Genomic DNA, 12,467 nt, shown 5'->3' with positions numbered 1-12,467 from the left:
CTGCGCTACCGGCTTGCCGGCCCGGCCTCGATCAACGCCATGTTCTGCGCCGCGAGATCCGCCGCGGCGCCATCCGGCGCCAGTTCGATGACGCGTTCCCAATCGGCGCGCGCCGCCGCCGCCTGGCCCTGGATCTGGCGGATGATGCCGCGTTCGAGCAGCGCCTCGACATTGTCAGGGTCGAGCCGCAGCGCCTCGGCCACGCTCTCGGCCGCCGGCACGATCCGGTCCAGCCGCCGCAGGGCGGACGCCTTCAGCACCCAGGCCTCGGCGATCGACCCGTCGGTCGCGACCGCGCGCTCCAGGTCCGCCAGCGCCTCCGCCGGGCGGTCGAGCGCCAGCGCCGCCATCGCGCGTGTCGTCAGCAGGCCGGGATCGGCGGGCGTCAGCGCCAGCGCGAGCGTCAGCGCGGCATGGGCGCGCTGCGGCCGGCCGGCCGCGCTCCAGGCCTCCCCCGCCTGGCCGAACACCGCGGCGCGGGCGGCGATGCCGGCCTCGCTGCGCGTCGCGATCCGTTCCAGCGCCTCCGCCGCGCGTTCCGCTTCGCCCAGCGAGAGCATCGCCAGCGCCGCGCAATGCGCGGCCCCCTCCCCGCCGCCCCGCATCGCCCAGCTGTCGGCGAGGCTGCGCGCCCCCTCCGGGTCCTCGTCCAGCATCCGCACGCATTGGTCGAATTCCGGCGCGTCGACCAGGCGCGGCGGCTCGGGCGGCGTCGGCAGCGGCAGATCCGTCCCGCCGGACAGGAACCACCAGGCGCCACCGCCGCCGCCAAGCAGCAGCAGCATCGCGGCACCGGCGATCAGGAGGCGGGCATTCGGCATGGCGCCAATCTAATGTCGCGCGCGCACGCGTGCCAGACGAACTCACGGGGACGAGACATGCTTCTGGTTGCGGGACTTGGCTATTCGGGGGTCGCCGCGGCACACGCAGCGGTTGTGGCCGGCTGGCGCGTGACGGGGACGGCGCGCGACCCGTCGCGGCTCGGAGCGCTGCCGGGAATCGCCCTTATTTCCTTCGATTTCGCCGGCGCGGCGCTGGACGAGGCGACGCATCTCCTGGTCACGGCACCGCCGGGCGACGCCGGCGATCCGCTGCTGGTCCGCCACCATGCGGCGATCGAGGCGGCGCTGATCGCGCGAAGGTTGCGGTGGATCGGCTATATCTCAACCACGGGAGTCTATGGCGACCGCGGCGGCGGGCTGGTGGAGGAATCGACGCCGCCCGCGCCCGGCCAGCCGCGCAGCATCCGGCGACTCGCCGCCGAGGAGTCCTGGCGCGCGATCGCCGCCGGGCGCGCCGCGCTCGACATCTTCCGCGCCGGCGGCATCTACGGCCCCGGGCGTTCCACCTTCGACGACCTGCGCGCCGGCACCGCGCGCTGCGTGGTCAAGCCGGGCCACGCCTTCTCCCGCATCCATCGCGACGACATCGCCCATGCCGTGCTCGCGGCGATCGGGCAGGACCTGCCGCCGGCGGTGCGCGTGCTGCACCTGGTGGACGACGAGGCGGTGGAAAGCGCCGTGGTGACGGCGCATGCCGCGCGCCTGCTCGGCCTGCCGCCGCCGCCCGCCATCCCCTTCGAGCAGGCGCGCGCGGCCATGTCGCCCATGGCGCTGTCCTTCTGGTCGGAGAACCGGCGCGTCGCGAATGCCGCGACCAAGGCCGCGCTCGGCATCGCCTGGCGCTACCCGACCTATCGGGAAGGGCTAGAGGCCATCCTCGCGGAGGAGCGGCGCGAGGGTCTCGCCCAGTAGCGCGAGGTCCTGCGGCCGCGAGAGCCGGTGGTCGCCGTCCTTGACCAGATGCACGCGCACGTCGCCGCCGGTCGCGGCCTCCGCGATGCGCAGCGCGTGGCGCCAGGGCACGTCGGGGTCGGCCTGCCCCTGCAGAATGCGCAGCGGCGCGTCGACCTGGATCGGCCCGCGCAGCAGCAGGTGGTCGCGCCCGTCCTCGATCAGCGCGCGGGTGATGGGATAGGGCGCGCCGTACTCGCTGGGTCGCATCCAGACGCCGTCGCGCAGGATCGCCTCCCGTTCGGCCGGCGAGAACTCCGCCCACATCAGGTCCTCGGTGAAGTCCGGCGCGGGGGCGATGCCGACCAGCGCACGGACCGGCAGCCGCCGCCGCGCCGCGAGCAGCAGCGCGATCCAGCCGCCCATGGAGGAGCCGACCAGCACGCGCGGCCCCGGCGCGAGCGCGCCGATCACCGCGGCCGCATCCGCCGCCCAGCGGCCGATGGTGCCGTCCTCGAACCGCCCGCCGGAGGCGCCGTGGCCCGAATAGTCGAAGCGCAGGAAGGGCGTGCCTCGCGCCTCGCACCAGCCGGCGAGGAATTCCGCCTTGCTGCCCGTCATGTCGGAATTGAAGCCGCCGAGAAACACCACGCCCGGCCCGCGCCCGTCGATGTGCCGCCAGGCGAGCTCGACGCCGTCGCCGCGGTCGAGCCGCCCCGCCTCCTCCTTCACGGCCGCGGCAGCCCGCGGCGCATCAGCGAGGCCATCAGCGCCCCCGCACCGAAGGACCAGGGCGGGCATTCGTCGGTGCGGTCCACCTCGTTCACCAGCGCGCCCAGGCGCGCGGAGGCGATGCGCACCACGTCGCCCTCGCGATGCGTGAAGCCCATCCCCGGCGCACCGCGATCCTTGACCGGCGAGAAGGGCGTGCCGAGATACAGCACCGCGCCGTCCGGGTACTGGTGGTGCGCGCCGATCATCTGCGCGACGAGGTCGGTCGGGTCGCGACTGATCGACCCCACCGCGCCGCGTTCATCGAGCGCGAAGCCGTCGCGGCCGGCGATCGCCAGCGCGATCTCGGCGCGGCGCACATCCTCGAGCGAGAAGCCGTCGTCGAACAGCCGGATCACCGGGCCGAGCGCGGCAGAGGCGTTGTTGTCCTTGGCGCGGCCGAGCAGCAGCGCGGAGCGGCCTTCCACGTCGCGCAGGTTCACGTCGTTGCCGAGCGTGGCCCCCACGATGCGCCCGCGGCTGGAGACGACCATCACCGCCTCGGGCTCCGGGTTCGACCAGGCGGAATTCGGATGCACGCCGATCTTCGCACCCAGGCCAACGGCCGCCATGGGCGGGCATTTGGAGAAGATCTCGGCATCGGCGCCGATGCCGACCTCGAGGTACTGGCTCCACCAGCCCTTGGCGACCAGCGCCTCCTTCACGCGCATCGCCTCGGCGCTGCCGGGGACGAGGTTGGCGAGGTCGTCGCCGATGATCTCCCGCACCTCGATGCGCACCGCGGCGGCGAGCGAGGCATCGCCGCGGCAGCGTTCCTCGATCACGCGTTCCAGCATGGACCGCACATAGGTCACGCCCGCGGCCTTCACCGCCTGCAGGTCGACCGGGGCGAGCAGCCAGGGCTTCGCCGGGTCGCGCGCGTCATGCGCGGAATTGGCCAGCAGCGCGTCGAGGTCGAGGGCCATCGGCGCGCCCCGCTTGCGGATGGCGCCGACCGGATCCTCCTCCTCCATCCAGCGGGAGACGGTGCCGAAGGCGGGCGTCAGGTCGAAGGCGGCTTCGCCGAGCAGCCCGACGACGACGGGGCCATCGACGGTCATGATGCGCGCGGCGAAGGCGCCGGTCGCCAGGTCCGCCGGCAGGCAGTCGCGGTCGAGCTTCATGCGCTTGGTCCTTCCCCCCTGGGCGCGGCTCGGAGCGGCGGCGCTTCGGGGCGATCAAAGCCGGGCGGGCGGCATGTGCCAAGGGGGGCGCGCCGGACCTGCCCGCGCGCATGCGTGCGGAACGCACGATGCAAGGCGCGGCGCGCGGCCGCGCAATTCAGGCTTCGGCGGGCACGGACTGCCGGGCGGCGGCATGCGGCACCGCCCAGGAGGGCAGGCCGCGCAGCGCGCGCCAGGCCTCGTGCAGCGCGGCGACGTCGCGCGCCAGCAGCGCGGGATCCTGCGCGGCGGCGGCGACCAGCGTCTCGGCATCCGGCGCGCCGCTGGCGGGCACGCCGAGATGGTCCTGCAGCTCGGCCAGCGCGCGCGGCGTCCCCGCTTCGAGCGCGAAGGCGAACAGGGCGAGGTCGACGCCCTCGGCGAAATGCGGTGCGCCGCAGGGCAGCCAGACCATGCGGTGCAGGATGCGCGCCGCGGCGTCGGTCGTCAGCGCCCGCAGCATCGGCACATCCGCCGGGCCGCCGATCCAGACCGACAGCAGGCCGAGCCCGACGCCATGCGCGGCCGGCCCGTCGAGCAGGCGATCGTTCGGCGTGAACCCGCCGCGCGCCGTCATCACGGCGTCGGCGCAGGCGGCGAAGCGATCGGCTGGCCTGATCATGCCGCTCATCTTGCGGCGAAGGCGGTTAACCAAGGCTTGCGGCGCGAGAATTCCGCGGTGGATCAGGCCGGCAGCGTGTCCTTCCACGGATAGCCCCTGCGCGCCTTGGCGAAGCCGTAGTCGAACAGCGTGCGCAGATAGGCCTGCTCGAAGGGCTCGCCTTCCCGCCCCGTGAAGTCGTCCTCGATATGCGCCAGCCGGAAGGCGATGTTGCGCGTCGCGCCCGCCGCCTGGATGCGGAAGATGTCGTTGACGCCCGATGCGCCGATCAGCGTCGAGATGGCCTGGGAGGCGATCGAGAAGGCCCGCCTGCGCACCGGCGCGCCCTGCGGGGCGAGCCGCCCGTTGCGCACCACATAGGCCGTGACGCGCGGCGGCGAGAGGCCGAGCCGCACGCGTTCCTCCCGGTCCGCCGCCAGCCCCGGCGGATAGAGATAGGCCTGCGCGTAGGTGCCGCCATCCACGTGCATTTCCTGGAAGGGCCGCCCGTCCACCGTCACGTCGATCATCACCGGGGGAAAGATGCCCGGGATGGCGGCGGAGGCGAGCAGCACCTGCCGCGCGAGGTCGAGCGCGCGCGGATGACCGCTCGCCGCGATGGCGCCGAGGTTCCAGCCGATCGGCCGCTGCGCGTCGAGGTTCGTCGTGCAGATGATGCATTGCCGCCCGCCGAGATAGGCGGCCGCGACCTCGGCGAGCAGCGTCTCGTCCAGGAAGCGCGCGATGGTGCGCGCGAGCGGCGCGCTGTCAGCCACCGCGTCGTCCAGCAGCGCGGCGAGCAGCCCGCGCTGTTCCAGCACGTCCGCCGCCGTGATGTCGGTATAGGCGGCACGCAGGTCCGGGTCGCGGTGGATGCCGGCGAAGACGAGCGGCGCGGTCAGCGCGCCGGTCGAGATGCCGGTCACCAGGTTGAAGTCCGGCCGCGTGCCATGCGCCGTCCAGCCGCAGGCGAGGCCCGCGCCGAAGGCGCCGTTCTCGCCCCCGCCCGAGAAGGCGATGATGTGCCCGTCCGGCAGCGGGTCCCGCGGGCCGAGGCCGAAGCGGATGCGCTGGCGCCGGCCGGCGAGGTTGAATTCCTGCGCCACGCGCGGGACGTCGGTCGGGTCGGTGACGCAGAAGCGCTCGTTCGGCAGGCCGAGCACGCTGGCGCGGCGCACCACGTCGGCCGGGACGGGCGGCCCGCGCTCGGGCATGGCGCAGGCGCCGAGGGCGCCGGCGAGCAGCGCGCGGCGCGCGGGGAGGATGGCGGTCATGGACGGCGACGCTATCGCGCCCGCCGCCGCGGGCGATAGCGCCGTTACGTCAGACCGGCGGCTGCTTCGCCCAGGGGTAGCCGCGGCGCGCCCGCTCGAAGGCGTGCTCGAACAGGGCGCGCATGTAGGCCTGCTCGAAGGGCTGGGTGTAGGTGCCCGTGAAGTCGCGGCCGATGAAGGCGAGGTTGAAGTCGACCCCGTCGCGCTCCGTCGTGTTCCAGATGCGCACCACGTCGTTGTAGCCGGAGGAGGCGATCATGGTGGAGATGGCGCGCCCGGCGATGCTCAGCGTGCGGCGGTCGACCTCCGCCCATTCCGCGTCGAGCCGCCCGTTGCGGATGATCCAGGCCTGCGCGCGCGGCACGCGTTCCCCGCGGCGCAGCCTCTCCCGCCGACCCGTCGTCAGGCTGCGCGGATAGAGGAAGACCTGGGTGAAGGCGCCGCCGTCCACATGCATCTCGTGGAAGGTGTCGGCACCCGCGCGCACATCCATCATCACCGGCGGGAAGGCGCCGGGCACGGCCGCGGAGGCGAGCAGCACGCGGCGGATCAGCGCGAGCGCGTCCGGATGCCCGCTCGCCGCGATGGCGCCGATGTTCCAGGTACAGGGCAGCTGGGCATCGAGATTCGCCGTCCCGACGAAGAGCAGCCGCCCCTCCGCGTAGCCCTGGGCGAGGGCGCGCAGCATGCGTTCGTCCAGGTGCCGCGCGATGGTGCGGAACAGCGGCGTGTTGTCCGCCAGCGCGTCGTCGAACAGGCCGGCGAGGATGCCGCGCGGGCGCAGCACCTCGTCCGGCGTGATGTCGGTGTAGACGCTGCGCAGCGCGCCGTCCCAGGACGGCCCGAGGAAGGCGAAGGGCGCGGTCAGCGCGCCGGTCGACACGCCGGTGACGAGGTCGAAGCCGGGGCGCGTGCCCTGCGCCGACCAGCCGCAGAGCAGCCCAGCGCCGAAGGCCCCGTCCTCCCCCCCGCCGGAGACGCCGAGCATGCGGTAGGGCGGCGCGTCCACCAGCGGGTCCCGGAAGCCGAGATGCTGCTGCCGGCGCCGGAAGGCGGACGCGTATTCCGCGATCAGCTTCGGCATGTCGTGCGGGATCAGGAAGCGCTCGTTCGGGATGCCGAGCACCGTCGCCTCCCCCACGCGCCCCCGCGGCACGGCCCGGCCGCGTTCGGGCAGGGCGCAGCCCACCGCAGGCGCGGCGAGCCCCACCGATGCAAGCCTCAGCGCCATGCGCCTGCCGGCCACCATGCGTGCCGTCATCCGCATCCTCCGTCTCGACTCCGTGAGACCGTTCCTTAGGCGATTTCGCGCACGACCTCACCCCCGATTCCCACTTGGGTTTGCCGCCGGGGCGCCGCGTCGCCACACTCGGGGCAAAGGACCAGAGGAGGAACCGCCATGACCACCCGCCGGGCCACGCTCGGGCTGCTCGCAGCCGCCGGAAGCCTCGCCGCGCCCCGCCATGCCCTCGCCGCCTGGCCCGCCGACCGGCCGATCGAGGTCATCGTCCCCTACCCGCCCGGGGGCGGGGTGGACACCATGGCGCGGGTGGTGCTGCCGGCGGTACAGGCGAAGCTGCCGGGGTCGCGCTTCCTGGTCGTCAACCGCGCCGGCGCCGGCGGGCAGCTGGGCTGGGAAGTGGCCTTCGGCGCGGCGCCGGACGGCTACACCCTGGCCGCGACCAGCGTGCCGGCGCTGGTGACCTATCCGATGGAACGGCAGGTCCGGTACCGGCCGCTCGACTTCACCTTCATCGCCAATGTCGTGGACGACCCGGGCGGGCTGTTCGTCGCGGCCAATTCGCCTCTGCGCACGCTGGCCGACCTGGTGGCCGCGGCCAAGGCGCGGCCGGGCGCGATCTCCTACGGCTCGACCGGCATCGGCTCGGACGACCACCTGCTGGTCATCGCGCTCGAGGACCGGGCCGGCATGCCGCCCATGACGCATGTGCCCTTCAACGGCATGGCGCCGCTGTCCACCGCGCTGATCGGCGGGCACCTGCAGGTCGGCGCGTTCAACATGAGCGAGAGCCTCGCCCTGCTGCGGGACGGGCGGATCCGCGCGCTCGGCCAGGCGTCGCTGACCCGCTGGTCCGGCACGCCGGACGTGCCGACCTTCCGCGAGCAGGGGCAGAACCTGATCAGCGGTGCCACGCGCGGCATGGTCGGCCCGCCCAACATGCCCGCCGAGATCGTCGCGCGGCTGACCGCCGCCTTCCGCGAGGCGATGGCCGATGCCGGCTTCGTCGCCGAGGCGGACCGGCTCGGCCTGCCGCTCGCGCCGCGCATCGGCGACGAGTACCGCAGCGACGTCGTCGCGCTGGAACGCGACCTGCGCGGCCTGTGGCAACGCCGCCCCTGGCGGGAATCCTGATCCATGCCGCGTGTGGAAGCCGGGGCGCTGCGCGCCCTGCTGGTCGATGTCGTCGCCGCCTGCGGCAGCGCGCCGGAGGAGGCCGAGGAGGTCGCCGCCCATCTGCTGGAAGCGAACCTGCAGGGGCATGACAGCCACGGCATCATGCTGCTGCCGCGCTACGTGCAGCATGTGCGCGAAGGCAAGCTGGTCCCGAACGTCGCCCCGCGCGCCGAGCGGCAGGACGCGTCGCTGGCCGTCTTCGACGGCGGGCGGGGCTATGGCCAGCGCGTCGGCCGCATCGCCATGGACTGGGCGATCGGCGCGGCGCGCGACAACGGCATGGCCGTGATGGGGCTGAAGGACGTGCACCATCTGGGCCGCATCGGCACCTATGGCGAACAGGCGGCCGCGGCGGGGATGATCTCGCTGCACTTCGTCAACGGCGTCTCGGGCCCCGGCGCGGTCGCGCCCTTCGGCGGCAGCGACGGGCGGCTTTCGACCAACCCGGTCTGCATCGCCATCCCCGGCACCCCGCCGCTGGTGTTGGACTTCGCGACCAGCGCCATCGCGCTCGGCAAGTGCCGGGTCGCCTTCAATGCCGGGCTGCCTGTGCCCGAGGGCGCGCTGGTGGACGCGAAGGGGCGGCCGACGACCGACCCGGGCGTGCTGTACCGCGACGAACCCCGCGGCGCGCTGCGGAGCTTCGGGGCGCACAAGGGCTATGGCCTTGCGATGATGTGCGAGATCCTGGCCGGCGCGCTGCTCGGCGGCCACACCGCCCGGCACGGCCACCCGGCCGACCGCGGCATCGTCAACGCCTGGCTCGCCATCGTGCTGGACCCCGGGCGCTTCCGCGACCTCGGCGCCTTCCGGGATGAGGTGGAAGGGATCGTCGCCGACCTGAAGGCGAGCCCGCCCGCCGACCCCGAGGCCCCGGTCCTGGTCGCCGGGGAGAAGGAACGCCTGACCAAGGCGACGCGGCTGGCGGACGGCATCCCGGTCGATCCCACCACCTGGGGCAACCTGGTCGCGGCCGCCGAGAGCCTGGGCCTGACGCGCATCCCGAAGGCCGCCTGAGCCCCGGCGCGGGGCCGGATCGCCGGCCCCGCCGCCCCGCCTTTGGCACGATTCTTGTGTGGCTTTTGTTGACCCTCCGGCGCCCACGCACCATACAGGCGCCGTGAACGCCCCGTCCCCGCACCCCGACCTCGAGGCCGCGCGCCGCGTCCTGGCGCTGGAGGCCGAGGCCCTGGCCTCCCTCTCCGACAGCCTGGACGAGCGCTTCGCCCAGGCAGTCTCCCTGCTGTCCGGCGCGACCGGCCGCGTCGTCGTCACCGGCATGGGCAAGTCCGGCCATGTGGCGCGCAAGATCGCGGCGACGCTGGCCTCCACCGGCACCCCGGCGCTCTTCGTCCATCCGGCCGAAGCCTCGCATGGCGACCTCGGCATGATCGTGGCCGGGGATGCGGTCCTCGCCCTGTCCAATTCGGGGGAGACGCCGGAACTCGCCGACCTGGTCGGCCACGCCAAGCGCTTCGGCCTGCCGCTGGTGGGCATCACCGGCCGGGCGGACAGCACGCTGGCGCGCGCGGCGGATGTCGCCCTGGTGCTGCCCGAGGCGCCGGAAGCCTGCCCGATGGGCCTCGCGCCCACCACCTCCACCACCATGCAGCTGGCGCTGGGCGATGCCATCGCGGTCGCGCTGCTGACCCGGCGCGGCTTCACCGCGGCGGATTTCCGGGTGTTCCACCCGGGCGGCAAGCTCGGCGCGCGGCTGTCGCGCGTGCGGGACCTGATGCACGGGCCGGCGGAACTGCCGCTTGCCCCGCCCGGCACGGCGATGGACGCCGCGATCGTCGCCATGACGGCCAAGCGCTTCGGCTGCCTCGGCGTGCTGGGGGCGGATGGGCGGCTGCTCGGCATCATCACCGATGGCGACCTGCGCCGCGCGCTGGAGGCCGGGGGCGGCGCCGCCCTGCTCGGCCGCACCGCGGAACAGGTCATGACGCGCGCCCCGCGCACCGTGCAGCCCGAGACCCTGGCGGCCGAGGCGCTGCACCTGATGAACGCGCGGTCGATCACGGCCGTCTTCGTCGTGGATGCCGATGGGCGGCCGGTCGGCATCCTGCACATCCACGACCTGCTGCGGGCGGGCGTGGCATGACGGAACCCCGCCCCGGCCCGCCGCCGCTGCGCGCGAGCGGCCCCGCGCAGCCGCCGCGGCGGATGCTCTCGCCGTCGCGCGAGCGCTGGGCGCCCTCCGCGGCGCAGATCGCGCGGCGCCGCCTCGCGGTGCGGCTCGCGAAATGGCTGCTGCCGCTGGCCGGCGCCGGGCTGCTGCTGGGCATCGCCGTCTGGCCGGAACTGGACCGGATGGAGGACCGCGCCCGCGTGTCCTTCCGCCGGGTGCTCCAGGCCCAGCCGGACGCGGTGCGGATGGTCGAGCCCCGCTACCAGGGCCTGGACGAGCAGAACCGGCCCTTCACCGTCACGGCGAATGTCGCCGCGCAGACGGACCAGGCCGACATCGTCGACCTGGAGCGCCCGCGCGCCGACATCCTGCTGACGGACGGGTCCTGGGTGCTGCTCGAAAGCCGCGACGGGCGCTTCGACAAGGGGGCCAACCGGCTCGACCTCTCGGGCGAGGTCACGCTCTGGCAGGATGGCGGGAACATGCTGGTGACCGAGGCGGCGGAGATCGACCTGAAGGAAGGCTCGGCCTCCGGCGACCGGCCGGTCGCCGCGCAAGGCCCCTTCGGCACGCTGGTGAGCGAGGGCTTCCGCCTGACCGAGCGCGGGCAGGTGGTGGTCTTCACCGGCCGCGCGCGGGCGATCCTGGAGGGCGGGCGATGAGGCGCGCGCTGTTCGCGGCGGCGCTGCTGGCCGCCACGCCCGCCCTGGGCCAGGGCATCGACCTCAGCCAGGGCGGCCCGATCGAGGTCACCGCGACCGACGGCATCGAATGGCGCCAGGCGGAGCAGGTGGTGATCGCGCGCGGCGCGGCCCGCGCGGTGCGCGGCGGCGTGACGGTGGACGCCGACCGGCTGCTCGCCCGCTACCGCCCGCGCGGCGGCGCGACCGAAGCCGCGCAGCGCGCACCCGCCGAGAGCCCCGGCGGCGGCGGCGAGATCTGGCGCCTGGAAGCCGAGGGCAACGTCACCGTCACCAGCGCGACCGACCGCGCGGAAGGCGATCGCGCCGTCTACGACATCGACCAGGCGGTCATGGTCATGACCGGCCAGGCGCTGCGGCTCGTCACGCCCGACAACACCATGACGGCGCGCGACAGCGTGGAATACTGGTCCGCCCGCCGCATGGCGGTGGCGCGCGGCAACGCCGTGGTGGTGACGAATGACGGGCGCCGCGTGCGCGCCGACACGCTCGTCGCCTATTTCGCGGAAAGCGCCGCGCCCGGGGCGCAGCCCCCGCCGCGGCCGCAGCCGGCCGCCGCGCAAGGTGGGGCGGAACAGCGGACCAATTCGATCGAGCGCGTCGAGGCCTACGGCAATGTCGAGATCCGCACGGCCGAGGAGGTGGTGCGCGGAGATCGCGGCGTCTACAGCCCGGCCACCGGGCTCGCGCGGCTGCTCGGCACCGTTCGCATCACCCGCGGCGACAACACCCTGACCGGCCAGGAGGCCATCGTGAACATGCAGACCGGCGTCGCGCGGCTCGTCTCCGCCCCCGGCGCCCGCGTGCAGGGGCTGGTCGTGCCCCAGCAGGGTCAACCGCAGCCGGGGCAGCCGGGGCAGCAGGAGACGCCGCGGTGACCGACGGGCTGCGCGTGGTCGAAGGGGCGGCGTCGAGCGGCCTCGTCGCGAAGGGCCTGGGCAAGCGGTACAAGAAGCGGCCGGTCGTGCGCGGCGTGTCGATCTCGGTCAAGCGCGGCGAGGCGGTCGGGCTGCTCGGCCCGAACGGCGCGGGCAAGACCACGACCTTCTACATGATCACGGGCCTCGTCCAGCCGGACGAAGGCCAGGTGCTGATGGACGGCCACGACGTGACGACGCTGCCGATGTACCGGCGCGCGCGGCTGGGCATCGGCTACCTGCCGCAGGAAGCCTCGATCTTCCGGGGCCTGAACGTCGAGGACAACATCCGCGCCGCTCTCGAGGTGGTCGAGCCCGTGCGCGACCGGCGGGAGCAGATGCTGGACGCGCTGCTGGCGGAATTCGGCATTTCCCACCTGCGCCGCGCGCCGGCGCTCGCGCTTTCGGGCGGGGAGCGGCGGCGCTGCGAGATCGCCCGCGCGCTGGCGACGCACCCCGCCTATATCCTGCTGGACGAGCCGCTGGCCGGCATCGACCCGATCGCGGTCGGCGAGATCCGCGACCTGGTCAAGCACCTGAAGGACCGCGGCATCGGCGTGCTGATCACCGACCACAATGTGCGCGAGACGCTCGAGATCATCGACCGCGCCTACATCCTGCACGACGGCCAGGTGCTGATGGAAGGCTCCCCGCGCGACATCGTCGCGCATGAGGGCGTGCGCCGCGTCTATCTCGGCGAACGCTTCAGCCTCTGACACGCACGCCATGACGCGGTCGAGCGCAGCGGAACGCGGGGGCG

General features: G+C 74.1%; 13 protein-coding genes. 7 read left to right on the top strand and 6 right to left on the bottom strand.

Annotation, left to right across the window (positions count from 1 at the left end; translation table 11 throughout):
• Positions 1–5: 5 nt before the first annotated feature.
• The gene (locus tag J5Y09_RS07390) at positions 6–821 is read right to left on the bottom strand and encodes a tetratricopeptide repeat protein (protein WP_209351111.1); all 816 of its coding nucleotides are present in this window, start codon (positions 819–821) and stop codon (positions 6–8) included.
• Positions 822–878: 57 nt separating this feature from the next.
• Here J5Y09_RS07390 and J5Y09_RS07385 point away from each other — a divergent pair, with 57 nt between their 5' ends.
• Complete coding sequence (locus tag J5Y09_RS07385) at positions 879–1,754, top strand: Rossmann-fold NAD(P)-binding domain-containing protein (RefSeq protein ID WP_209351110.1); 876 nt, start codon at positions 879–881, stop codon at positions 1,752–1,754.
• Here J5Y09_RS07385 and J5Y09_RS07380 read toward each other — a convergent pair.
• From J5Y09_RS07380 to J5Y09_RS07360, 5 genes are all read right to left on the bottom strand, one after another.
• Positions 1,707–2,465, bottom strand: coding sequence for an alpha/beta hydrolase (locus J5Y09_RS07380; protein ID WP_342451428.1), 759 nt, complete (start codon positions 2,463–2,465; stop codon positions 1,707–1,709). The genes J5Y09_RS07385 and J5Y09_RS07380 overlap by 48 nt on opposite strands.
• Complete coding sequence (locus J5Y09_RS07375) at positions 2,462–3,628, bottom strand: fumarylacetoacetate hydrolase family protein (protein ID WP_209351108.1); 1,167 nt, start codon at positions 3,626–3,628, stop codon at positions 2,462–2,464. The genes J5Y09_RS07380 and J5Y09_RS07375 overlap by 4 nt, the downstream gene beginning before the upstream one ends.
• A 157-nt stretch (positions 3,629–3,785) precedes the next feature.
• The gene (locus tag J5Y09_RS07370; protein ID WP_209351107.1) at positions 3,786–4,289 is read right to left on the bottom strand and encodes a lysozyme family protein; all 504 of its coding nucleotides are present in this window, start codon (positions 4,287–4,289) and stop codon (positions 3,786–3,788) included.
• Positions 4,290–4,351: 62 nt separating this feature from the next.
• A complete protein-coding gene (locus J5Y09_RS07365; protein ID WP_209351106.1) occupies positions 4,352–5,542 on the bottom strand; it encodes a patatin-like phospholipase family protein in 1,191 nt (396 codons plus the stop codon).
• Between the two features lie 49 nt (positions 5,543–5,591).
• Positions 5,592–6,803, bottom strand: a complete 1,212-nt coding sequence (locus J5Y09_RS07360) for a patatin-like phospholipase family protein (protein ID WP_209351105.1) — start codon at positions 6,801–6,803, stop codon at positions 5,592–5,594.
• A 138-nt stretch (positions 6,804–6,941) separates the two neighbouring features.
• Here J5Y09_RS07360 and J5Y09_RS07355 point away from each other — a divergent pair, with 138 nt between their 5' ends.
• The 6 genes from J5Y09_RS07355 (at position 6,942) to lptB (ending at position 12,423) form a co-directional block, all read left to right on the top strand.
• On the top strand, positions 6,942–7,916 hold the full coding sequence (locus J5Y09_RS07355; protein WP_209351104.1) for a tripartite tricarboxylate transporter substrate binding protein: 975 nt from the start codon (positions 6,942–6,944) through the stop codon (positions 7,914–7,916).
• 3 nt (positions 7,917–7,919) lie between these two features.
• Entirely contained in the window at positions 7,920–8,975 is a 1,056-nt protein-coding gene (locus J5Y09_RS07350; RefSeq protein ID WP_209351103.1) for a malate/lactate/ureidoglycolate dehydrogenase, read from the top strand.
• Positions 8,976–9,078: 103 nt separating this feature from the next.
• Positions 9,079–10,062 carry a KpsF/GutQ family sugar-phosphate isomerase gene (locus J5Y09_RS07345; RefSeq protein WP_209351102.1) on the top strand — a complete coding sequence of 328 codons (984 nt, stop codon included), beginning with the start codon at positions 9,079–9,081 and terminating at the stop codon, positions 10,060–10,062.
• Complete coding sequence (lptC, locus tag J5Y09_RS07340; RefSeq protein WP_245216906.1) at positions 10,059–10,751, top strand: LPS export ABC transporter periplasmic protein LptC; 693 nt, start codon at positions 10,059–10,061, stop codon at positions 10,749–10,751. The genes J5Y09_RS07345 and lptC overlap by 4 nt, the downstream gene beginning before the upstream one ends.
• The gene (locus J5Y09_RS07335) at positions 10,748–11,668 is read left to right on the top strand and encodes an LptA/OstA family protein (RefSeq protein ID WP_209351101.1); all 921 of its coding nucleotides are present in this window, start codon (positions 10,748–10,750) and stop codon (positions 11,666–11,668) included. The genes lptC and J5Y09_RS07335 overlap by 4 nt, the downstream gene beginning before the upstream one ends.
• Positions 11,665–12,423 carry an LPS export ABC transporter ATP-binding protein gene (lptB, locus tag J5Y09_RS07330; RefSeq protein WP_209351100.1) on the top strand — a complete coding sequence of 253 codons (759 nt, stop codon included), beginning with the start codon at positions 11,665–11,667 and terminating at the stop codon, positions 12,421–12,423. Before J5Y09_RS07335 ends, lptB begins: the two co-directional genes overlap by 4 nt.
• Positions 12,424–12,467 lie beyond the last annotated feature (44 nt).

It is taken from the genome of Roseomonas nitratireducens, from assembly GCF_017813355.1.
GTDB lineage: Bacteria > Pseudomonadota > Alphaproteobacteria > Acetobacterales > Acetobacteraceae > Neoroseomonas > Neoroseomonas nitratireducens.
This window is presented reverse-complemented; position numbering and strand designations above follow the sequence as displayed.

Coding starts and splice junctions, on each gene's coding strand:
- J5Y09_RS07390 (WP_209351111.1), bottom strand. CDS start 821: ATGCCGAATGCCCGCCTCCTGATCGCCGGTGCCGCGATGCTGCTGCTG.
- J5Y09_RS07385 (WP_209351110.1), top strand. CDS start 879: ATGCTTCTGGTTGCGGGACTTGGCTATTCGGGGGTCGCCGCGGCACAC.
- J5Y09_RS07375 (WP_209351108.1), bottom strand. CDS start 3,628: ATGAAGCTCGACCGCGACTGCCTGCCGGCGGACCTGGCGACCGGCGCC.
- J5Y09_RS07370 (WP_209351107.1), bottom strand. CDS start 4,289: ATGATCAGGCCAGCCGATCGCTTCGCCGCCTGCGCCGACGCCGTGATG.
- J5Y09_RS07365 (WP_209351106.1), bottom strand. CDS start 5,542: ATGACCGCCATCCTCCCCGCGCGCCGCGCGCTGCTCGCCGGCGCCCTC.
- J5Y09_RS07360 (WP_209351105.1), bottom strand. CDS start 6,803: ATGACGGCACGCATGGTGGCCGGCAGGCGCATGGCGCTGAGGCTTGCA.
- J5Y09_RS07355 (WP_209351104.1), top strand. CDS start 6,942: ATGACCACCCGCCGGGCCACGCTCGGGCTGCTCGCAGCCGCCGGAAGC.
- J5Y09_RS07350 (WP_209351103.1), top strand. CDS start 7,920: ATGCCGCGTGTGGAAGCCGGGGCGCTGCGCGCCCTGCTGGTCGATGTC.
- lptC (WP_245216906.1), top strand. CDS start 10,059: ATGACGGAACCCCGCCCCGGCCCGCCGCCGCTGCGCGCGAGCGGCCCC.
- J5Y09_RS07335 (WP_209351101.1), top strand. CDS start 10,748: ATGAGGCGCGCGCTGTTCGCGGCGGCGCTGCTGGCCGCCACGCCCGCC.